The 21,522-nt window shown below is 72.3% G+C and carries 17 protein-coding genes; 6 read left to right on the top strand and 11 right to left on the bottom strand.

What is annotated here, in order from left to right:
* Positions 1 to 37 precede the first annotated feature (37 nt).
* The 4 genes from MTQ01_RS10295 to MTQ01_RS10280 form a co-directional block, all read right to left on the bottom strand.
* Positions 38 to 943, bottom strand: coding sequence for an ABC transporter permease (locus tag MTQ01_RS10295; RefSeq protein WP_247488816.1), 906 nt, complete (start codon positions 941 to 943; stop codon positions 38 to 40).
* 192 nt (positions 944 to 1,135) lie between these two features.
* Positions 1,136 to 2,068: an ABC transporter permease gene (locus tag MTQ01_RS10290; RefSeq protein WP_247488814.1), complete on the bottom strand. Its 933-nt coding sequence runs from the start codon at positions 2,066 to 2,068 to the stop codon at positions 1,136 to 1,138.
* 106 nt (positions 2,069 to 2,174) lie between these two features.
* Positions 2,175 to 3,143: an ABC transporter ATP-binding protein gene (locus tag MTQ01_RS10285; RefSeq protein WP_247489204.1), complete on the bottom strand. Its 969-nt coding sequence runs from the start codon at positions 3,141 to 3,143 to the stop codon at positions 2,175 to 2,177.
* Between the two features lie 138 nt (positions 3,144 to 3,281).
* Positions 3,282 to 4,499 (bottom strand): NYN domain-containing protein, encoded by a 1,218-nt coding sequence (locus MTQ01_RS10280; protein WP_247488813.1) that lies wholly within the window; start codon positions 4,497 to 4,499, stop codon positions 3,282 to 3,284.
* Positions 4,500 to 4,779: 280 nt separating this feature from the next.
* On the opposite strand from MTQ01_RS10280, the gene MTQ01_RS10275 reads away from it, so the two are divergent.
* On the top strand, positions 4,780 to 4,935 hold the full coding sequence (locus tag MTQ01_RS10275) for a hypothetical protein (RefSeq protein WP_247488811.1): 156 nt from the start codon (positions 4,780 to 4,782) through the stop codon (positions 4,933 to 4,935).
* Between the two features lie 301 nt (positions 4,936 to 5,236).
* Here the strand turns inward: MTQ01_RS10275 and dnaE are convergent, their stop codons facing one another.
* On the bottom strand, positions 5,237 to 8,779 hold the full coding sequence (gene dnaE / locus MTQ01_RS10270; protein WP_247488809.1) for a DNA polymerase III subunit alpha: 3,543 nt from the start codon (positions 8,777 to 8,779) through the stop codon (positions 5,237 to 5,239).
* Positions 8,780 to 9,023: 244 nt separating this feature from the next.
* Between dnaE and MTQ01_RS10265 the strand changes: the two genes are divergently transcribed.
* Entirely contained in the window at positions 9,024 to 9,737 is a 714-nt protein-coding gene (locus MTQ01_RS10265; protein WP_247488807.1) for a hypothetical protein, read from the top strand.
* Positions 9,738 to 9,889: 152 nt separating this feature from the next.
* The gene (locus MTQ01_RS10260) at positions 9,890 to 10,759 is read left to right on the top strand and encodes a thioredoxin domain-containing protein (RefSeq protein ID WP_247488805.1); all 870 of its coding nucleotides are present in this window, start codon (positions 9,890 to 9,892) and stop codon (positions 10,757 to 10,759) included.
* A 160-nt stretch (positions 10,760 to 10,919) separates the two neighbouring features.
* Here MTQ01_RS10260 and MTQ01_RS10255 read toward each other — a convergent pair whose 3' ends face one another.
* Positions 10,920 to 11,315, bottom strand: coding sequence for a hypothetical protein (locus MTQ01_RS10255; RefSeq protein ID WP_247488803.1), 396 nt, complete (start codon positions 11,313 to 11,315; stop codon positions 10,920 to 10,922).
* Between the two features lie 367 nt (positions 11,316 to 11,682).
* On the opposite strand from MTQ01_RS10255, the gene MTQ01_RS10250 reads away from it, so the two are divergent.
* Positions 11,683 to 13,374: an alkaline phosphatase gene (locus MTQ01_RS10250; RefSeq protein WP_247488801.1), complete on the top strand. Its 1,692-nt coding sequence runs from the start codon at positions 11,683 to 11,685 to the stop codon at positions 13,372 to 13,374.
* Positions 13,375 to 13,558: 184 nt separating this feature from the next.
* On the opposite strand, the gene MTQ01_RS10245 is transcribed toward MTQ01_RS10250, so the two are convergent.
* On the bottom strand, positions 13,559 to 14,581 hold the full coding sequence (locus MTQ01_RS10245) for a CopD family protein (RefSeq protein WP_247488799.1): 1,023 nt from the start codon (positions 14,579 to 14,581) through the stop codon (positions 13,559 to 13,561).
* A 405-nt stretch (positions 14,582 to 14,986) separates the two neighbouring features.
* Here MTQ01_RS10245 and MTQ01_RS10240 point away from each other — a divergent pair, with 405 nt between their 5' ends.
* On the top strand, positions 14,987 to 16,705 hold the full coding sequence (locus MTQ01_RS10240) for a serine/threonine-protein kinase (RefSeq protein ID WP_247488797.1): 1,719 nt from the start codon (positions 14,987 to 14,989) through the stop codon (positions 16,703 to 16,705).
* Positions 16,706 to 16,817: 112 nt separating this feature from the next.
* Here MTQ01_RS10240 and MTQ01_RS10235 read toward each other — a convergent pair whose 3' ends face one another.
* On the bottom strand, positions 16,818 to 17,396 hold the full coding sequence (locus MTQ01_RS10235; RefSeq protein WP_247488794.1) for a dienelactone hydrolase family protein: 579 nt from the start codon (positions 17,394 to 17,396) through the stop codon (positions 16,818 to 16,820).
* A gap of 110 nt (positions 17,397 to 17,506) precedes the next feature.
* On the opposite strand from MTQ01_RS10235, the gene MTQ01_RS10230 reads away from it, so the two are divergent.
* Positions 17,507 to 18,565, top strand: coding sequence for a mechanosensitive ion channel family protein (locus tag MTQ01_RS10230; RefSeq protein ID WP_247488792.1), 1,059 nt, complete (start codon positions 17,507 to 17,509; stop codon positions 18,563 to 18,565).
* Positions 18,566 to 18,691: 126 nt separating this feature from the next.
* Here MTQ01_RS10230 and MTQ01_RS10225 read toward each other — a convergent pair whose 3' ends face one another.
* The 3 genes from MTQ01_RS10225 to MTQ01_RS10215 all read right to left on the bottom strand — a co-directional run bounded on the left by MTQ01_RS10225 (position 18,692) and on the right by MTQ01_RS10215 (position 21,251).
* On the bottom strand, positions 18,692 to 19,657 hold the full coding sequence (locus tag MTQ01_RS10225; protein WP_247488789.1) for an RluA family pseudouridine synthase: 966 nt from the start codon (positions 19,655 to 19,657) through the stop codon (positions 18,692 to 18,694).
* A 102-nt stretch (positions 19,658 to 19,759) separates the two neighbouring features.
* Positions 19,760 to 20,353, bottom strand: coding sequence for a signal peptidase II (gene lspA / locus MTQ01_RS10220; protein ID WP_247488787.1), 594 nt, complete (start codon positions 20,351 to 20,353; stop codon positions 19,760 to 19,762).
* A 34-nt stretch (positions 20,354 to 20,387) separates the two neighbouring features.
* On the bottom strand, positions 20,388 to 21,251 hold the full coding sequence (locus tag MTQ01_RS10215; protein WP_247488785.1) for a TraR/DksA C4-type zinc finger protein: 864 nt from the start codon (positions 21,249 to 21,251) through the stop codon (positions 20,388 to 20,390).
* Between the last annotated feature and the right edge of the window lie 271 nt (positions 21,252 to 21,522).

Genomic DNA, 21,522 nt, shown 5'->3' with positions numbered 1-21,522 from the left:
GCTCGGCGCGGACGACCGGTCGCCCCGGCGGGCGCGCTCAGTACGAACGGCCGGGCCCTTCGGGTGCCTCCGGCGGACCGTACCCCCCGTACGGGCCCTGCTGGTCCGGCTGTCCGTGCCGGTGGGACCCATCGGCCTGGTCCGGGTGCCCGGGGTGGTTCGGGTGCCCGGGGTGGTCCGGGTGCCCGGCCTGGTCCGGGTGCCCGGGGTGGTTCGGGTGCTCCGGGTGCGCGCCCGGTGGGGCGTCCGCGCCCTGGTACGGCCCGTACCCGCCGGGGTGCGCTGCTGCGGCCGGGCCCGCGGCCCAACCGGTGTGGACGGGCACGGTCGGCTCCGGGTCGCGCGGGCCGAAGAGCGCGGTCACCAGCAGATGGGCCAGCAGCGCGGTCAGCGGCCAGACCAGCAGTGCGATGGTGGCGTTGAGTTCGAGCGGCCCGTCGAAGGTCTCACCGCGTCCGGCCCGCGCCGCAGCGGCGGCGAGGTCCGCGTCCGGGCCGAGCAGCGAACCCACCACACGTCCGACGAACGCGGCCAGCGCACTCCCGAGGGCGAGTCCGACGACGACGCCGATGCCGCCGCTCCGGCGGAGGAGGAAGACCAGCAGCCCGCTCAGCAGTCCGAATCCGGCGGCGAGCGCGACATAGACGCCGTCCACGCCGATCGTGTCCTCGCCCTCGGAGTTCAGCAGAAAGGCCTGCTTGCCGTCCGAGAGGTACGGGACCTGCGGGGCGAGCCACCACCAGAGCAGTCCGAGGAGCACGCCGAGGAGGGTGACCGGGACGGCGACCAGTGCGAGGTCGCGCAGCTCGCCGGGGCCGGTCGGCCCGGTGTCGTCGGCGTCGGGGGCGCCGGGCTCCGCGGCGCCTGCGGCGGCGGAGCGCTCGCCCCACGGGTCGTAGGGCTGCGACGAACCGTCTGGGGATGCTGGGGTGGGTGAACTCACCCCGCCATCGTGCCAGGCTCGCTCGTCCGACCCGCCGCGGGGGACGCCCGTACGGGGGCGGCGCTCACCGCCCGCCGGACGGCTTCCGGACGCCCGGCGCGGCGTCCGCGCACGGCTGCGGGGACCGTGCCGCGCTCGGCACGGCTCGGACGGCGGGACGCGGACGACGCGTCGCCGTTCGGCGTGCCGCGCTCAGCGGACGGCGGCCCGGCGGTACGCCCAGGCGGCCAGCACCAGGGTGACGACGCCGACGCCGGCGCTGACCGCGAGGTTGAGCAGTACGTTCGCCCAGTCCGGGTCCGGCTGGAAGGTCGCGATCATCGCCTCCACCCCGTACGTCGAGGGCAGCAGGTCCCTGGCCCACTGGAGCACCAGCGGCATCGAGGAGGCCGGCAGCACACCCAGCAGCAGCGCACCCGACATCCCCAGCTGGCCGCAGAGCGTGGCGAGTTCGGGGCGCGGCGCGAGCAGGCCCAGCAGTGCGCCGAGGCCCGCGAGCGCGGCGCCGGAGAGCGGGATCACCGCCGCCAGCACCCACAGGCCGGTCACCGGAAGCTGGAAGAGCACGCACCCGGTCACCGCGGTGACGATCACGCCGGGGACGGTGAACGAGGCGTACGCCCCGGCCGTGCCGAGCACCACCGCGGCGGGCGGTACGGGCAGCGTGGCGTAGTGGTCGAGTCCGCCCGAGGCGCGCAGGGTGCCGAAGTACTGGGCGAGCAGGTTGAGTCCGACGAAGGCCACCACCAGCACGCTGGCACCGGCGACCACCGCACCCGTCTCCTCGCTGAGACCGCCGGAGACCACACCGCGCATCAGGATCATGATCCCGACCGACTGGAAGGTGGCGACGAACAGCAGCGGGATGCGCGCCACTCGCGCCCGGGAGAGCTGCGCGCGGTAGACGGCGCCGAGCGAGGGCCACAGCCTGGCGCGGGGTGCGAGCGGCTGCTCGGGGCCCGTACCGGCGAAGCCGCCCGTGTCGCCGGAGGAGCCGGCCGCGCCGGAGGAGCCGGCCGCGCCGACGGTGCCGGAGTGCGCCGGAGCGGCGGGTGCGTCGGAGGAGTCCCGGGTGCCGGTGGGCTCGGACGGGGATGCGGCGGTCCTCGAGGAAAGAGTGGTCACGCTCTCGATCCGTACCTTCCCTGCGGTTCACGGCCCTCGGGCGGACGCTCCACCGCGTCCGCGGCGGCGGGGCGGATTGCCCCGGGTCGACCCGGCCTACACGTTCTCACATCCGCACCAGGCCCTCGCCACGGCCACCGAGCGCCAGATAGACGTCCTCCAGGCTGGGGGTGGCGAGGGTGAAGTCGTCGAGCGCCGCGAAGGCGGCACCGCCCGTGACGGCCGCGACCGCGGCGCGGGCCTCCTCGGGCGGCATGCGCAACGTCCAGCGGCGGCCCGTGCGTTGGGCGTGCTCACGCAGCGCGGCCACCTCGGGGATCTCCAGGGGCGGCTCCGAGCGCCACACCAGGTCCAGGCGCACGTCGTCGCCGACGACCGCCTTCAGTCCGCCGGGGGTGTCGCAGGCGATGACGCGGCCGTTGTCGAGCACGGCGACGCGGTCGAGCACCGCCTCGGCCTCCAGCACGTTGTGGGTGACCAGCAGCACGGTCGTACCGTGCTCCCGGCGCCTGCGGTCGATGGCGGCCCACACCGAACGCCGGGCCAGCGGGTCCATGCCGGTCGTCGGCTCGTCCAGCACCAGCAGCGGGCGGTCGCCGACCAGGGCGGCGCCCACACAGGCGAGCCGGCGCTCCCCGCCGGAGAGCCTGCGCAGCGCGCGGTCGGCGAAGGAGCCCAGACCCAGCTCCGTGATCACGGAGGAGGTCTCCGCACGGGCGTGTTCGGCGTCGCGACCGCGCAGCCGTGCGGTGGTCTCGATCGCGAGGGAGACGGTCAACTCGTCCAGTGCGGAGGACTCCTGACCGAGGTAGGCGAGCAACCGGGAGGCGCGGTCGGGGTGGCGCACCAGATCGTGGCCGAGCACCTCGATGCGTCCGGTGTCGGGCCGCAGCAGTCCGGTCAGCTGGCGCACCAGGGTCGACTTGCCGGCGCCGTTGGGGCCGAGCAGCCCGAAGACCTCACCGGCCCGGACGCTCAGATCGACGCGGTCGGTGGCACGCACGGCCTCGGTTGCGGCACGTCCACGACGCGCCCGGCGGGCCGGGTAGCTCTTCACCAGGCCGGTGACCGCCACCGCGACGGACGGCGCCGCGGGCCCTCCGGGCGAGCCGTCGGCCCTGCCGGTGTCCCGCGCGTCCTCGCTGAGTTTCTGTGCGCCGTTCTCCACGAATCACGAGGGTACGCGCCCGCGGAGGGGCGACCGTACCCGGCCTCAGCGCTGCCCCGGGCTCTCCTGCGCCGCGGCCGGGGGGTGCTCGGTGCCGGTGCGGTCGCTCACCTCGCGCCAGAAGCCGGCCCGGATCGCGTACCGGTCGTCCTCGTCGATCTGGTCGTCCTTGTGCGCGAGAAGGCCGAACCTGGCGGCGTAGCGCAGGAGTTCGCCGTCGATGCGGTGCGGGATGCGCGGGTACTGCGCGGAGAGCTGGCCGAGGTCGCCGCGGCCCCCCAGCCGGATGATCCAGCGGCCGGCGAAGACCTGGCCCACCTCGTAGGGGTCGCCGCTGACCGTGGTGATGTCCTCCTCCCGGTCCGCCCAGCGCTGCTCGGCGGTGGTGAGCTGGGCGAGGGTGGGCAGTCCGGCGACCTCCGGGGACTCCGGCGAGGCCCCGCGGTCGGACCAGCCCTTGTCCGAGGACCACCGGAGCGTGGCGGGCGAGGGCGGCGACTGGTGGGCGGCGGTGTGCCGGCCCAGCGCGGCCAGGTCCTTGGGGGTGGGGACGCCCTTGTGCTCGGTGTCGTCCTCGTCCTCCTGCACCGGCTCCGGGGCGGGCGGCGCGCCGCCGTTCTCCGCCGGGGCGGCAGGGGGCTCCGGCAGCGGCGCGGAGAGGATGGCCGCGATGTCGGGCCTGGTCGCGGGCTGCGGGGCGAGGGACCCGGCGGCGTCCTTGGCGCGCACCGCGCGGGTGATCCACATCCGGTCCAGGACGCGCCGCTCGTCCGCCTCCGCGACGAGGTCCTCGGACTGGTTGTAGTCGCCGTCCGCCGCCTGCACCGCCCACAGATGGACGGCGACGCCGTGCTCCTTGGCCGACATCAGCCCCGGCAGCAGATCGCCGTCGCCGGTGACCAGCACGATGTCCGAACAGGCGCGGTTGCGCGCCAGTTCGGTCAACTCCGCGTGCATGGCGGCGTCGACGCCCTTCTGCGCCCAACGCCCCTCACTGCGGGTGAGTGCGCCGAGGCGTACGGTCACGCGCGGCATGACCCGCAGCCGCCGGTGCTCGGGCTGCGGCACCCGGTCGGGCGCACCGTCGAACCAGTAGATCCGCAGCAGGTCGCGGCCGGTGTCGGACTCGGCCCGCTCGCGCAATCCCTGGATCAACGAGGAGTGGTCGACAGTGATCCGGGAGCGCATGGGCTCGCCCGCGAGGAGACTCGCGGCGGCGCCCAGCAGATACCCGGCGTCCACGAGGACGACGCAACGGTCCACGGTCCACCCACTTTCGTCTCACCGCACGGACCACCGGGGCGGCCAGGGCGTATTCACGTCGAGTCTGCCCGACCCTAACCGGCGTTAACTGTCGGAACTCGATCTTCGGCGTGGCGGGCCGCAGTTGGCATCCGGCCCGACCACAGCCGCACCGTACGTCCACGGCGCGACCGGAACGAACCTCACAGTCGCAGCACAGGGCGAAGTGACCGATATGCGAAGAATGATGGGTCATGCGAATCTGAACTCGGCCATAGTTCCGAGGACCCGGGAGGTCAGCATGGCCAAGAACAAGAACCGTGTGCCGCACAGACCCGAGGACCGGGCCAAGTCCACGCAGGAGCAGGGCAGAAGCTCCGAGGAGCAGGTGGAGTCCGGGCAGGGCACCGGCAAGATGGAGCGCAAGCGGCAGTCGAAGAAGTTCGGCCACAACTGATCGTCCCGTCGGCTGTCCTCGGGCGGCGTCGGCCCGCCGCCGGCAAGCGCGCCGACCCCGCGGACCGGCTCTCCCGTGCCAGCGCGGCAGGCTCGGGTGCCGGTGCGGCAGCCCTCCCCCGCGCAGCGGGTCTCCGGGCCGCGCGGGCGGGCCGGGTCGGCCGGGACGGGCGCGAGGCACCGGCCGCTGTGGGGCGGACGGCAGCGAGTGAGGGGGCTCCCCGGGCGGGGAGCCCCCTCACTCGCGCGTACGGGCCGCTGCCGGGCGGGCAGCTACCGGGCGCCGGGCCCCGTGGCCGGGCTCAGCCGGCCAGGCAGGACGGGCCGAGCAGCGCCTTGAGGTCGCCGAAGAGCGCCGGATCGGCCGTCACCCGGTGCCGGTCGAGCCGCAGCACGGTCGTCTTGCGCGTGCCCTGGAGCTTGACCCGCACCTCGGTGGCGCCCCGGTGGTGGCCGAGGACCTCGCCCAGCCGCTCCACCAGCGGCGGAGTGATCTTCACCGTGGGAATGGTGATCGTCACCGGGGCGTTGGCGGACGCCTCGCTGAGGTCGGGGATCATCAACTCCATGGCGACCAGACGCGGTACGTCCTCGCGCTTGTCCAGCCGGCCCTTGACGAAGACGACCGCGTCCTCCATCAGCTGGGTGGACACCAGCTGGTAGGTCGCGGGGAAGAACATGCAGTCGATCGAACCGGCCAGATCCTCGACGGTCGCGATGGCCCAGGCGTTGCCCTGCTTGGTCATCTTCCGCTGGAGGCCGGAGATGATGCCGCCGATGGTGACCGTCGAGCCGTCGCTGTACTCACCGCCGGTCAGCTGCGAGATACCGGCGTCGGCCTTCTCGTTGAGCACGTGCTCGATACCGAAGAGCGGGTGGTCGGAGACGTAGAGGCCGAGCATCTCCCGCTCCTGGGCGAGCAGATAGGTCTTCTCCCACTCCTCCTCGGAGAACTCCACGTCCAGACCGAAGCCGGGGCCCTCGTCCGCGGAGGCGTCGCCCATGTCGCCGAAGAGGTCGAACTGGCCCTCCGCCTCCTTGCGCTTGACCTGGACGACGTTGTCGATCATCGGCTCGAACTGCGCGCTGAGCCCCTTGCGGGTGTGGCTCATCTCGTCGAACGCGCCCGCCTTGATCAGCGACTCGACGGTGCGCTTGTTGCAGACGACGGCCTCGACCTTGTCCAGGAAGTCGGGGAAGGAGGAGTACTTCCCCTTCTCCTTGCGGCACTTGACGATGGAGTCCACGACGTTCTGGCCGACGTTGCGCACCGCGGTGAGACCGAAGACGATCGTGTCGTCGCCGCGCGGGGTGAAGTTGGCCTCGGACTCGTTGACGTCCGGGGGCAGGACCTTGATGCCCATCCGGCGGCACTCGTTGAGGTAGACGGCGGACTTGTCCTTGTCGTCGCGCACCGAGGTGAGCAGGGCCGACATGTACTCGGCCGGGTAGTTCGCCTTCAGATAGGCGGTCCAGTAGGTCACCAGGCCGTACGCCGAGGAGTGCGCCTTGTTGAACGCGTAGCCGGCGAAGGGCACCAGGACGTCCCAGACGGCCTGGATCGCCTCGTCCGAATACCCCTTGTCCCGGGCGCCCTTCTGGAAGTTGACGAACTCCTTCTCCAGCACCTCCGGCTTCTTCTTGCCCATCGCACGGCGCAGCAGGTCGGCCTGGCCGAGCGAGTAGCCGGCGAGCACCTGGGCCGCCTTCTGCACCTGCTCCTGGTACACGATGAGGCCGTAGGTGATCTCCAGGACCTCCCTCAGCGGCTCCTCCAGCTCGGGGTGGATCGGGACGATCTCCTGCTGGCCGTTCTTGCGCAGGGCGTAGTTGATGTGCGAGTTCATTCCCATGGGGCCCGGCCGGTAGAGGGCCGAAACCGCGGAAATGTCCTCGAAGTTGTCGGGCTTCATCATCCGCAGCAGCGACCGCATCGGTCCGCCGTCGAACTGGAAGACGCCGAGGGTGTCGCCGCGCTGGAGCAGCTCGTAGGTCACCGGGTCGTCGAGGGTGAGATCGAGGAGCTTGATCTCCTTGCCCTTGTTCTTCTCGATCGCCTTGACGGCGTCGTCCATGATCGTGAGGTTGCGAAGCCCCAGGAAGTCCATCTTCAGCAGGCCGAGCGACTCACAGCTCGGGTAGTCCCACTGGGTCACGACCACGCCGTCGTTCTTCGGGGAGAAGACCGGGACGTGGTCGATCAGCCGCTCGCTGGACATGATCACGCCGGCCGCGTGCACGCCCATCTGCCGCACCAGGCCCTCGATGCCGCGCGCCGCGTTGATCACCTTGGTGACGTCCGGCTCGTTCTCGTACATCGAGCGGATCTCGCCGGCCTCGCTGTAGCGCGGGTGGTCCTTGTCGGTGATGCCGGACAGCGGCAGGCCCTTGCCGAGCACGTCCGCGGGCATCGCCTTGGTGATGCGGTCGCCGACGGCGTAGGGGTAGCCGAGCACCCGCGCCGAGTCCTTGATCGCGTTCTTCGCCTTGATGGTGCCGTACGTGCCGATCATCGCGACCTTGTCGGCCCCGTACTTCTCGGTGACGTACCGGATCACCTCGCCGCGCCTGCGCTCGTCGAAGTCGATGTCGACGTCGGGCATGGACAGGCGCTCGGGGTTGAGGAAGCGCTCGAAGATCAGCCCGTGCTCGATCGGGTCGAGGTCGGTGATGCCCATCGCGTACGAGACGATCGAGCCCGCCGCCGAACCGCGGCCGGGACCCACCGCGATGCCCTGTTCCTTGGCCCACATGATGAAGTCCGCGACCACGAGGAAGTACCCCGGGAACCCCATCTCGATGATGACGCCCATCTCGTACGCCGCCTGGCGCTCCCGGTCGGCGGGGACGCCGCCGGGGTAGCGGCGGGCCATCCCGCGCTTGACCTCCTCCTGGAACCAGCTCACCTCGTCGAAACCCTCGGGCACGTCGAAGCGCGGCATGAGGTTGCGCGGCTTGAACATGCCCTCGGTGTCGATCCGGTCGGCGATCATCCGCTGGGTGTTGAGGCAGCCCTGCTGCCAGGCGTCGGAGTTGTCGATCGCGTACATCTCGGCGGCGGACTTGAGGTAGTAGCCGGAGCCGTCGAAGCTGAAGCGGTCGGGGTCGGAGAGGTTGCTGCCGGTCTGGATGCACAGCAGGGTGTCGTGCGCCGAGGACTCGTGCTCGAAGGTGTAGTGCGAGTCGTTGGTGACGACGAAGGGGGCGTCGAGCTTGCGGGCGATCTCCTCCAGCCCGGCCCGGGCCCGGCGGTCGATGTCGATGTTGTGGTCCATCAGCTCGACGAAGAAGTTCTCCTTGCCGAAGATGTCCTGGAACTCACCGGCCGCCTTCAGCGCCTCGTCCATCTGCCCGAGCCGGATACGGGTCGAGACCTCGCCCGAGGGGCAGCCGGTGGTCGCCATCAGGCCCTCGGAGTACTCCGCCAGCAGCTCGCGGTCCATGCGCGGCTTGCGGAAGAAGCCCTCCAGGCTCGCCCGGGACTGGGCCCGGAAGAGGTTGTGCAGACCGGTGAGGTTCCGCGCCCACATCGTCATGTGGGTGTACGCGCCGGCGCCGGAGACGTCGTCCCGCTTCTGGTGCGGGGCGCCCCACTTGACCGGCCGGGTGTAGCGGCGGGACTCCGGCGCGACGTACGCCTCGATGCCGACGATCGGCGTCACCCCGGCGGCGGTCGCCTGGTGGAAGAAGTCGTACGCGCCGTGGAGGTTGCCGTGGTCGGTCATGGCGATGTGGGACATCTCCATGTCGCCACATGCCTTGAACATGTCCTTCAGTCGCGCCGCGCCGTCCAGCAGCGAGTACTGAGTGTGCACGTGCAGGTGCGTGAACGGCTTGTCGGTCACGGTGCGAGCCACCTCCGGCGGGGTCGATCCTGGGCGTGGGGAAGTCTACGGCGGCCGACTGACAACACGGATTCCCGCAGGTCGGCGAGGTGTCCGGCGTCGAACGCCCGCCCGTGGACGCCCGGTTGACGGGCGCCGCCGGACGGGGGCGCGCGGCGCGTTGATCACGGTCGCGCTGCGGTGCGCTCACGGATCGGTTCTCCTCACCGGACGCTTACACCCCCGCGTGGCACACTCTCCTGCGATGGGTGCGAGAAGCGAGGGTCCGGCCCCCGGACCACAACCGGCCTTCCGGGCAGCTCGGGCCGCGGTGTTCACCGCGGTCTGCGTCACGCTGTCCGCGGGCACCCACGTACTGCTGTCCGGCGTTCCGGTGCCGCTGATCCCGCTCTGCGCGGTCGCGCTGGTGGTCTTCGCCTGCTCCTACGCGCTCGCGGGCCGCGAACGCGGCTTCTGGCCGATCGCGGCGCTCTTCCTGCCGCTCCAGCTCGCCGCGGACACGGTCTTCACCACCGGACAGCTGGCCTGCTACGGCACCGCCGGCGGGCCGGTGGTCGGACCGCTGCGCTCGATGGGCGTCCATCTCATCTGCACCGGCGGCGAGTTCGGCACCCCGTTGGCACGCCTGGCCGCCGACCAGCCGGCCGGCGCCGCTCTCGGCCACCACCCCGCGGCGCCCTGGCTGCTGCTGAGCGCCCACATCGTGGTCGGCCTGCTCGCCGCCGGTTGGCTGTGGCGGGGCGAGCAGGCGCTGCGCGAGCTGCTGGTCGCAGCCGTCGCCGAGGCCGTACAGCTGGTGAGCCCGCTCTTCCGCCTGCTCTTCGGCACGACGACGCCGACCCCGCGCAGGCACGTGGTGCGCACCGCGCACCGACCGCGCCTGTCCGGTGCTCTGCCGCTGCTGGTCCACTCCGTGGTGCGAAGGGGCCCTCCGGCGCAGTTCGCCCTCTGCGCCTGACCCCGCCCGACCGCGACCCGCGGCATCCACCCCCGTGGTGCCCGCCCCGACGCACGTCGGGCGCACCGGGGTCTTGACGCACCGCGCCCCCTCGGGCACATCCTCTGACCGGCCCTGCCGGCCACACCTTCACAAACCTCGGAGTTCTGACCATGAGCAAGCGCAACAGCCAGGAAGCCAAGCGAGTCGCACGCGAGCGGCTGCGTCTGGAGCGGGAGAAGCAGGCGAAGCGGGAGAAGGCGCGCCGGCAGCTCACCGTCGCCGCCGCGGTCGTCGGCGCCCTGGCGCTGATCGGCGGCGCGGGCTTCGCCGTCAGCCAGATGATGAAGGACGACACCAGCGAGGCCCAGAAGCACTGGGACGACGCCGAGAAGGTGGCCGAGGGCGAGAAGACCGCCGGCCGTTACACCTCCTACGAGAAGCCCGACAACACCGCGGGCAAGCAGGGCGTCGACATCGTCATCGGCGACAAGGACGCCAAGAACACGGTGACGATCTACGAGGACATGCGCTGCCCGGTCTGCGCCAGCTTCGAGCAGGCGAACGGGGAGACGGTCTCCAAGGACATCGAGGACGGCAAGTACAAGGCGGAGTACGTCTTCGGCACCTTCCTCGACGACGCCGAGGCGATCGCGGGCACCGGCTCGCGCAACGCGCTCAGCGCGCTGGGCGCCGCGCTCAACGAGAGCCCCGAGGCGTTCATGGAGCTGAAGAAGATCTTCTACTCCAAGGACAAGCACCCCGAGGAGCGCAGCGACGACTTCGGCGACGACGAGAACCTGATCGAGCTGGCCCAGGGCGTCGAGGAGCTGAAGGGCAACAAGGCCTTCGAGAAGGCCGTCAAGAACGGCACCTACGACCCGTGGGCCGTCAACATGGACAAGAAGTTCGAGGCGGCCAAGGACGTCACCGGCACGCCGTCGCTCAAGGTGAACGGCAAGAAGATCGAGACCGGTCAGGGCACTGCCCCGATGGCGCCGCAGCAGTTCGAGCAGATGGTCCACGGCGCGCTGGAGAAGTAACCGAAGGTGTGTTGACTCGGCCCGCGCAGACCGCCCTCCGCGGTGTGCGCGGGCCGAATCCGGTGGCGCGCACGCCGGCTCGGGCCGTCCCTCGGGGTGCCGCGCGGTGGGCGGGTGCGGCAGGTCTCGGCGGGGGCAACGGCCCGCCGGGGCACGGGGGTCAGGCCACGGCCCGCTCCAGTGCGCACTTCTCCTGTATCCCCTTGGGGCCCTTCTTCAGACAGACCTTGATCGTCACCGGCGTCCCCTCGGGGATGTCGAAGCTCTGGCGTGCGCAGGAGTTCCCGGCGCCGTTGCTGTCCTCGGTCAGAGTGTGGTGGCTGCCCTTGAGATCGGTCCACAGCAGCCGTCCGACCACCCGTCGTCCGTCGGCCTTCAGATCGCACACCCGGAGACTGTCGCCGTGGTGGACGAAGGTGGCGCTGCCCGCCGAGTCCGAGGTGCGGACGGTGACGTCGCGCTTGGCCGGCGCGGAGTGCGCGGGGGCGCTCAACGCTCCGAGAAGCGCGGCCCCGAGCGCGCAGACCGTCGCCGTACGACGTGTTCCACGATTCATCTCGTTCCCCTCCGCGGCCCGGGGAAGTGGTGCGCCACCTCTGCCGCGGGCCGCCCCGCTCACCGGCGTCCCACCGGTCGGCGCCGGACAGGTCGGTTCCGGCCTGCGGCAACGATACAGGTGCCCTCTCCTGCCGAATTGCCGGATTCCGCACCGCGCCACGCCACTTCCCCGCGCCACTTCCCCGCGCCGCGGACGGGCCCGTTCTGCGCTCCTCGGAGGGGCGCCGCCCGGACCCGTACCGCGCACGCCGCAGGTCGAACCCCGAACGCCGCTCCGCGAACCGGGAGTTGAAGGCCCGGTGAATCCCGGCCCGGCCGGGACAGGCGCCCTACCCGCCGGTCACCAACCGCCATAGTCTTCCGCCATGACGCCGAACGGGGACCACCACAAGCGCTCGGACAGATCTTCAACACCTCGCCGCCGTACGGTGGTTGCCGCCGCTGCCGGCGCGGGCGGGCTCGCGCTCGTCCCGCTCGCCGCACGTGCGGCGGAGCGCGGGAGCGGCCCGGACGGCACCGGGAGCGAGGAGGCGCCCGCCTTCCTGCACGGCACCGCCTCCGGCGATCCGCTGCCCGACGGCGTGCTGCTGTGGACGCGGCTGACCCCCTCCCCCGACGCGGTGCCCGGCTCCGGCAAGGGCGAGGCGACCCCCGTGCGCTGGCAGGTCGCGCAGGACAGCGGCTTCAGCAACGTCGTCGCCGAGGGCAGCATCACCACCGACGCGGCCACCGACCACACCGTCAAGGCCGATGTGCGCGGTCTGCAGCCCGACACCGCGTACCACTACCGCTTCACCGCCGCCGGCGTGCACTCCCCCGCCGGCCGCACCCGTACCGCCCCTGCCGACGACGCCGCCGCCGATCGGCTCAGCTTCGGCGTGGTCTCCTGCTCCAACTGGGAGGCGGGCCACTTCTCGGCCTACCGCCACCTCGCCGAGCGCACCGACCTCACCGCGGTGCTGCACCTGGGCGACTACCTGTACGAGTACGCCACCGGCGAGTACGGCACCCGCGGCACCGTCGTGCGCCCCCACGAGCCCGCCCACGAGATGGTCTCCCTCGCCGACTACCGGACAAGGCACGGGCAGTACAAGACCGACCCGCATCTGCGGGCGCTGCACGCCGCGCACCCGGTCATCGCGATCTGGGACGACCATGAGTTCGCCAACGACGCCTGGTCGGGCGGCGCGCAGAACCACCAGCCCGAGGAGGAGGGCGAGTGGAGCAGACGCGTGTCGGCGGCCAAGCAGGCGTACTTCGAGTGGATGCCGGTACGCCCCTCGGTCAGCGGCACCACCTACCGCCGGCTGCGCTTCGGCACCCTCGCCGATCTGCACCTGCTGGATCTGCGCTCCTTCCGCGACCAGCAGGTCGGCATCGGTGACGGCGACGCCGACTCACCGGAGCGCACACTCACCGGCGGGGCCCAACTGGACTGGCTCAAGACGGGACTTGCCACTCCCGGCGCGCGATGGCGGATGATCGGCACCTCGGTGATGATCTCGCCGCTCGCCTTCGGCTCGCTGCCCGCCTTCCTGCTCAAGCCGCTGCTTGAACTCATCGGCCTTCCCGAGGGCGGGCTCTCGATCTTCCCCGACCAGTGGGACGGCTACACCCACGACCGCCGCGAGCTGCTGGACCATCTCAAGGCGAAGAACGTGGACAACGCCGTCTTTCTGACCGGCGACATCCACATGGCCTGGGCCAACGAGGTCCCCGAGCACGCCGCCACCTATCCGCTCTCGCGCAGCGCGGCCACCGAGTTCGTGGTGACCTCGGTGAGTTCGGACAACCTCGACGACTATCTGCGGGCGAAGGAGGGCACCATCTCGCCGATCGTCGCCACCGCACTGCGCGCGGCGAACCGGCACGCCAAGTGGGTCGAGTCCGACCAGCACGGCTACGGCGTCTTCCACCTCGACTCCGCGCACGCGCAGATGGACTACTACGCCGTCTCCGACAAGACCGACCCCCACGCCACCAGCCGGCACGTCCGCTCCTACCGCACCGCCGCGGGCACCCGGAAGCTGGAGCGGGTCGACGACCCGGTCCGCTGAGCGCCCGTACGCCCGGGTCGGGCGGCCGGCGGCACGCGCGTCGGGGCACACGGCACGGGCGTCCGGGCACGGCCGGCAGTGCGCGGCCGGCAGTGCCCGGTCCGCTGACCGCCCGGCGCACCGGGACCGTACGGGTCCGCCGGGCCGGGTACGGTCCGACCACCGCGGGCCCGGGCCGTACGGCTCAGAACCACGTCCACCAGAACGCCGCCCGGTAGAACACCGGCAGCGGCATCGCGGTCAGCAGCGCGGAGACCGCGACGACGACGAACAGCACCAGCACCTCGGCCCGTGCGGGCGCGGCCACGGCCACCGGGCCGGCCTGTCCGCGCAGCCGCCGGCGGGCCAGCACCGCCAGCACCGCGACCACGGCCACCAGCAGCACTTTCGCCAGCAGCACCCGCCCGTAGGCGGTGGTGAGCAGGTCGTCCGGCGGCAGCCTGCGCGCGGCGCTGACCACTCCCGTGACGGTGAGCGCCGCGAACAGCACCAGCGCGACCCGCGAGTACGCGCCGAGCAGGGCCGTGCCGCGGGCGGGGGCCGCGCGGCGCCAGGCGTACAACACCCGCAGCACGTACAGCAGTCCGCCGGTCCAGAGTGCCGCGCAGACGAGGTGGACGAGGGTGAGCGCGCTGCCGAACAGCGGGCTGTGGACCTCGGGATGAGCCCGCAGCGCCTCCGCGACGACCACCGCGAACAGCGGCAGCGCGGCCAGCCCCGGACGTCGGCCGCCGGCGCACAGCGCGGCGGCCAGGAAGCCGTTGACCGTGATCAGCGCGAGCGCACCGTCCCGGGTGCCGTACAGGCCGCCGACGTCCATCCGGGACAGGTCGAGTGTCACCAGGTTGCCGGTCGAGACGATCAGGGCGAGGCCCAGGGCCGCGAGGAAGCCGACCACCGCCGCTCCGGTCGCCCAACTCCCGGGCGCCGCGGGCTCGTCGGACTTCGTCGGCGTCAGCCGGCGCACCAGCAGCAGCCCGAACAGCTCCCCGGCGTGGACGCACAGCGCGCCGAGCATCAGCGCCCGCAGCGCGGTGACGACCGCCGAGCCGGGCGCCGTGCCCTCCCCCGTGCCGTCCAGCGCGAGCTGCGGGCCGAGCAGCGGCACCAGCAGCGCCACTGCCGTCAGCACGAGTACGGCGGCGGCGCGGCGGCGCGCCGGGCCCTCGCCGCCGGTCGGTTCGGAGGTGGGTGTCGCAGGCGTCATCTCTGGTCTCTGCTCGCGTGATCTGTGCTCGCGGTGATCTCTGCTCACATGGTCTGTGCTCGCACGGTCCGTGCCCGCGAGGTCCGCTGCCCGCTGCCGGCGGGCCGCAGGGTGTACGGGCGCGGGGTGTGCGAGCACAGGACGTACGGAAGGGGCGGGCCCGATCCGGTCATACATGTTTCTACCGCATCAACTCCGGGGCGTGGTCCGTCGTTCGGGTCTGACCGGGCCCGGGAGCGGTCTCCGCCGCGCGCAGCCGCACGGTGCGGCAGCGGGTGCCCGCACGCTGCGGCGGCCGGGGACAGCGCGGCAGATGCTCGCGCCGGACACCGTGAACCCCGCGACGATCCGAACGGCGGGCCCCTACGACGGCATTCGACCCGGATGGGGCCTACGCTTCATCCCATGAGTGGGGGCAGCGCGGGCCGGCGCGTCGACGGCCGTTTCGAACTGTTGGAACCTCTGGGCAGCGGGGGTATGGGGACGGTCTGGCGCGCCCGTGACCACGCGCTGGAGCGCGAAGTCGCGCTGAAGGAGGTGCGTGCGCCCTCCCCCTCCGCGCTCGGAGACGAGGACACCGCCTCCCGCAAACTCCGGGAGCGGGTGCTGCGCGAGGCCAGGGCGCTGGCACGGATCAACCACCCCGGCGTGGTGACGATCCATCACATCGTCGACCAACAGCCGCACCCCTGGCTGGTGATGGAGCTGGTCCCCGGCGACAACCTGCACGAGCGCCTGGCCCACGGCCCGTTGGCGCCGGCCGTCGCGGCCCGGATCGGGCGCGAGGTCCTCGGCGCGCTCCGTGCGGCGCACGCCGCGGGCATCCACCACCGGGACGTCAAACCGGCCAACGTGCTGCTGCGCGCGGACGGCAGCGCCGTGCTGACCGACTTCGGCATCGCGGCGGTGCAGGGTTCCACCTCGGTCACCGCGACCGGCGAACTCGTCGGCTCGCCCGAGTACATCGCCCCCGAACGCATCCGCTCGGCCGCCGACCACCCGGCCGCCGACCTCTGGTCGCTCGGCATGCTCCTCTACATCGCCACCGAGGGCCACAGCCCGCTGCGGCGGGAGACCGCACTGGCGACCCTGGCCGCGGTGCTCGACGAGCCGGTGCCCCCGCCCGTCCGCTCCGGACCGCTCACCCCGGTCCTGAACGCGCTGCTGGTGCGCGACCCGTCCGCCCGCCCGGACGCGGCCCGCCTCGACGCGATGCTGGAGTACGCGCTCCGCGACGCCCCGGCCGAGGCCCCCGCGCCCCGTACCCCCGGCGGCGTGCCCGTCCCTCCCGCGCCACCTTCGCGCCCGGGCCCCGCGGCGCCCCCGAACGCCCCGACCGTCGGCTCCTTCCCCGCTCACCCGCCGGCGACCCCCGCGACCCCACCGGGCACGCCGACCCCTCCGAACACGCAACCGCCGGTACCGGGTCCGGCCACCGTCGCCACCGCCCCGCCCGGCTCGGCCCCGCCGGGCTCCAAGGGACGCAACCGCCGGGCGCTGGTCGCCGGGACCGCGGTCGGCGCGCTGCTGCTGGGCGGCGGCATCATCGCCGCCGTACAGCTGACGGGCGGTGACCGCGACGGCAGGGCCGCGACCGGCGAAACCGGCAGCACCACCCCCGGCGACGCGGACAAGTCCCCCGACAGCGGCGCCGATCGCGCCGACGATCCCTCCGACGGCCCGGCCGACCGCAAGCCCGAGGAGGGCGGGGAAGAGCCCGAGGAGGAACCCACCGAGGCGCCGGCCACCGGTACCGAGGAAGCGCCCCCGACTCCGACCCCCGACCGGCCGGACAAGCCGTCCGGCTGGGTGGCCCAGCTCTTCTCCGAACCCGTCTCCACCGGGATCGCGACCCGCGACCGGCGGCTGGCCGCCGTACGGAAGTCGGTGCCGCAGGCGCAGGTGCTGCGCAGCGACGACCACGCCTCGCTCAATCCGGGCTACTGGGTGATCTACGCACCCGGTCCGTTCTCCGACGGCAAGGCGGCCGTGGCCTTCTGCGCGTCCAAGGGACGCACCGGCTCCGGCGACTGCGTCGGCCGCTACCTCAGCGACGCCGCCGCCGACCGCGTCTACGTGTGCCACCCGCAGGGCGGCGGCAGCGGCCGGTGCACCCGCTCCTGACCGAAGCCCGCGGATGCTCTCGGCACCCGTCGGCTCTCCGTCCCCGAAAGCCGTCGCCTCCCGGGGACGCCCGAAACCGGGCATCCGCGGGAGGCGTCGGTCCGGACAGGTCCTACCCGCCGACCTCGGCGACGAAGTCCAGCGCGCAGCGCCAGGCCCGCTCGGCGGCCTCCTCGTCCCAGTCGGGCAGTCCGCGGTCGGTGAAGAGGTGGCCGGCGCCGCGGTAGTGGTGGACCTCGACCTCGGCGCCCGCCTGCCGCATCTGCAGGTACCAGCTGCTCAGCCAGTCGTGCGACTCGAAGGGGTCCGGATCCGCGACGTGCAGCTGCACCGGAAGCTCGTCCACGCTGGTGTCCTCCGCGAGGTCGGAGGTGCCGTGCAGCAGCAGGAGCCCGCGGGCGTTGCGGTCGGCGGTCGCCAGGGTCTGGGCGACCGCGGCGCCGAGCGAGAACCCGGCGTACACCACTCCGCGCTCGGAGAGCGGGGCGGTCGCGGCGACGGCGCGGCGCAGCAGCTCCTCCCGGCCGATCGCCTCGGTCAGCTCCCGGCCCTCCTCCACGGTGTCCGCGACCTTCCCCTCGTACAGGTCCGGGACCTCCACCTCGTGGCCGGCCGCGCGCAGGCGCTCGGCGGCCTCCTCGACCGCGGGCCCGTACCCGTGGACGGAGTGGAACAGCACAACGGTGGCCACGGTGTCACTTCCTTCACATCTCCCGCCCGGGGCCGCCCGGGACGTCCGGCGGCCCATCCTGCCAGGTACGGTCTGTGGTGCCCGAAATCCACTGAGGAGTCGAAAACACCATGGAATACGTGCTGCGGCCAGCCATTGTTTTCGGCGGCGCTCTCGTAGTCGCCTGGATCATCGCCTGGGCCGTGGACCGCGCCCTGATACGAGTCGACCGCCGACACCCCGAGACCCCGATGTGGGGTCTGCTGCGGGGCATCCGGGTACCGCTCCAGGCGGTCCTGTTCGTCGCCCTCGTCAGAGGCTTCTTCGACAGCACCGAGCTGGTGCGGGACGACCGCGAGTCGGCCCAGCTGTGGCTGGCGGTGATCATGATCGGCGCCTCCGCCTGGCTGGCGATGCGGGTGCTGGGCGCGGTGGTCGAGACCGTCTCCGCGCGCTACGCGGGTGTGGCCGACGACGCCGCCAGGGCACGTCGGGTGCGTACCCAACTCACGCTCATCCAGCGGCTGCTGACGGCCGTGGTGTGGGTGATCGCCGGCGCCGCGATGCTGCTCCAGTTCGACGCGATGAAGACGTTCGGCACCTCGATGCTCGCCTCGGCCGGCGTGCTCGGCATCGTCGCCGGCATCGCCGCGCAGTCCACCCTGGGCAACCTCTTCGCCGGCCTCTCGATCGCCTTCGGCGACATGGTGCGCATCGGCGACACCGTCATCGTGGACGGCGAGTACGGCACCGTCGACGAGATCACCGTCTCCTACCTGGTGGTGCTCACCTGGGACGAGCGGCGCATCACCATGCCGGTCTCGTACTTCACCAGCAAGCCCTTCGAGAACTGGTCGCGCGGCGCCTCGCAGCTCACCGGCACCGTCTACCTCCAGCTGGACCACACCGCGCCCATCGCCGAACTCCGCGCCAAGACCGAGGAGTTCGTGCGCGGCAGCGACTACTGGGACGGACGGCGCTGGAGCCTGATGGTCACCGACTCCACCCCCACCACGATCGAGGTGCGCGCCGCGATGACCGCCCGCACCCCCGACGACGTGTGGATGCTCCGCTGCGAGCTGCGCGAGGCCCTGCTCAGCTGGCTCCAGGAGAAGCACCCCCAGGCGCTGCCGAAGATCCGCACCGCCGCCGAACCGACCCAGCCCCAGCCGGAGTTCAAGAGCCTCTGACGCACGCGGGCCGGGCACGGGGCCGGTGCGCGCCCGGCAGAACGCACTCCGCACGCCCTGCGCTCACACTCCGCACCTCCGGAGCGGAGCGCCGAGCACGGACGGCGGCCCCGGCAGCCGGCGACGTCAGGAGCTCTCGGCCCGGACCCGCTCCAACGCCTGCTGCAGGTCCTCGGAGTACTCGGTCCCGAACTCCACCCAGCGCCCGTCCGAGGGGTGCTCGAAACCCAGCCGCACCGCGTGCAGCCACTGCCGGCCGAGCCCCAGCCGCTTGGCCAGCGTCGGGTCCGCCCCGTACGTGAGGTCGCCGACACAGGGGTGCCGGTGCGCGGACATGTGGACCCGGATCTGGTGCGTACGGCCCGTCTCCAGCTTGATGTCGAGCAGGCTGGCCGCCCGGAACGCCTCGACCAGGTCGTAGTGCGTCACCGAGGGCTTGCCCTGCGAGGTGACGGCCCACTTGTAGTCGTGCTGGGGGTGGCGGCCGATCGGGGCGTCGATGGTGCCGCTCATCGGGTCGGGGTGGCCCTGCACGAGCGCGTGGTAGCGCTTGTCGACGGTGCGCTCCCGGAACTGCTGTTTGAGCCTGGTGTACGCCCGCTCCGACTTCGCCACCACCATCAGTCCGGAGGTGCCGACGTCCAGCCGGTGCACGATGCCCTGCCGCTCGGCCGCGCCGGAGGTGGTGATGGTGTACCCGGCCGCGGCCAGACCGCCGATCACCGTGGTCCCGGTCCACCCCGGGCTGGGATGGGCCGCGACGCCGACGGGCTTGTCGATGACGACGATGTCCTCGTCGTCGTGCACGATCTCCATGCCGTCCACCGGCTCGGCGACGATCTGCACCGGGCCGGGCGCCGCGGGGATCTCCACCTCGAGCCACGAGCCGCCGACCACCCGGTCCGACTTGCCGGCCTCGCTGCCGTCCAGCCGCACCTTTCCGTCGGCGGCCAGTTCGGCGGCCTTGGTGCGGGAGAAGCCGAACATCCGGGCGAGAGCCGCGTCGACCCGTTCGCCCTCCAGTCCGTCGGGAACGGGCAGGGTACGGAGCTCGGAGGAGCCGGGAGAGGGCGCAGAAGCTGGGTTGGTCACCCGACCGAGTATGACGGACCGCTCGCACCGCCCGAGCCCGCCCCCCGACCGCCGGACCCGGGTCGCCGGGCTCGGCTCGCCGGCCGCCCGGACGCCTTCGCCTCAGTTGCGGTGGACGGTCCCGTCCGGGTCGAGTCCGCGGAAGGAGAGGATCACGATGAGGATGCCGCCGCAGACGATCGCGGAGTCGGCGAGGTTGAAGACCGCGAAGTTCTCGGGGGCGATGAAGTCGACGACCGCGCCCTCGAAGACACCGGGCGAGCGGAAGATGCGGTCCGTCAGATTGCCCATTGCGCCGCCGAGCAGCATGCCGAGCGCGATCGCCCACGGCGTGCTGTAGAGCTTGCGCGCCAGCCGGAGGATGACCACCACGACCGCTGCCGCGATCACCGTGAGCACCACGGTCAGCGCCTCGCCGACGCCGAAGGCGGCACCCGGGTTGCGCACCACGTAGAACTGGAGCAGCGTGCCGACCACCTCGATGGGCGGCTCGTGCTCCAGCTTCGCGACCACCACGAGCTTGCTGGCCAGGTCGAGCGCGTACGCCAGGGCTGCGACCACCAGGAGGACGGCGACCCGCCGCTTGCCCCTCGGCCGCTCCTCGCGGCCAGACTCCTCGGCGCCCTCGGCCGCGTCGGCGTCGCCGCTCTTGCGCTCTGGTGCTTCGTCGATGGCCTGCTCCGCCTCTGATGTCACGGGATGAGCGTACGACACGCCCCGGCGGACGCGGTCAGCGGCGTTCCTGCCGCTGCTTGCACTCCACGCACAGGGTCGCCCGCGGAAACGCCTGCATCCTGGCCTTGCCGATGGCCTTGCCGCAGCTCTCGCACAGGCCGTACGTGCCGGCGTCCATCCGCTCCAGCGCACGCTCGATCTGGTACAGCATCTCGCGGGCGTTGCCGGCGAGGGCGAGCTCGTGCTCCCTGGTGATGTTCTTGCTGCCGGTGTCGGCCTGGTCGTCCCCGGCGCCGTCCCCGGAGTTCTGCATCAGCCCGGCGAGCGCCTCCTCGGACGCGGCGATCTCACTGCGGCGCAGGCCGGCCTCGTCCTGGAGCTCCTTGCGCGCCTCCTCGACCTCCTCGGCAGTCCACGGGTCCTCCCCGGTGCGCACGGCGAGTTCGCCGGGAGCGACCGTGGTGCCGCGGGCCTGCGGCACCGCCGAAGGCTTCTGGGTCGTGGTCTTCTTCGCAGCCACCGTCCGGGCTCCTGTCTGCTGTGCGTCCGCCCGCTCGGCGGTCGCGCGCTTGGCGGTCTTCTTGGTCGCGGGCTTCTTGGCGGGGGTCTTCTCGGCGGCCTTCTTCGCTGCCGTCTTCTTCGCAGGCGGCTTCTCGGCCGTCGCCTTCTTCGCTGCCGCCTTCTTCGCCTCGACCTTCTTGGCCGTGGTCTTCTTCGCCGTGGTCTTCTTCGCGCTGGTCTTCTCGGCCGCGGCCTTCTTCGCGGGTGCCTTCTGCGTCGTCTTCCGCCCGGGGGCGGACGAGTCCGCCTCGTTCGGGACCTGCCCGGAATCCCTGGTGGAATCGTCTGCAGCGCTCCGGTGCTCCTGCTCGGCCCCGCCCTCCGCCGTCGTCCTCGCGGCGGATCTGCCTGAAGTCATGGCCGCGACCCCTTAACACAGTGTGATCTAGCGGGCAAACGTGTCGAGAACGATAAAGAGACCCCAATCTTCTCGCAAAGGGGCACGCCGGACAAAAGCCCCACCGAGCGTTGTGCTGCCTGGGCCCGCGTTGGCGTTGTGCCCCTCCGAACGCCGTGGAAACCGTTCGCAGGCGCTCCCGTGCGCCCCGTACACTGGCTGGCAGCGAACGGCAGGGATGGGGACGAGTAGCGTCCGTACGCGGCCAAGAGCGACCCGGGGACGGTGGAAG

The organism is Streptomyces sp. XM4193 (assembly GCF_023072595.1).
Classification (GTDB): Bacteria; Actinomycetota; Actinomycetes; order Streptomycetales; family Streptomycetaceae; genus Streptomyces.
The sequence above is the reverse complement of the archived record's forward strand: the minus strand, read 5'-3'. Positions and strand labels throughout refer to the sequence as shown.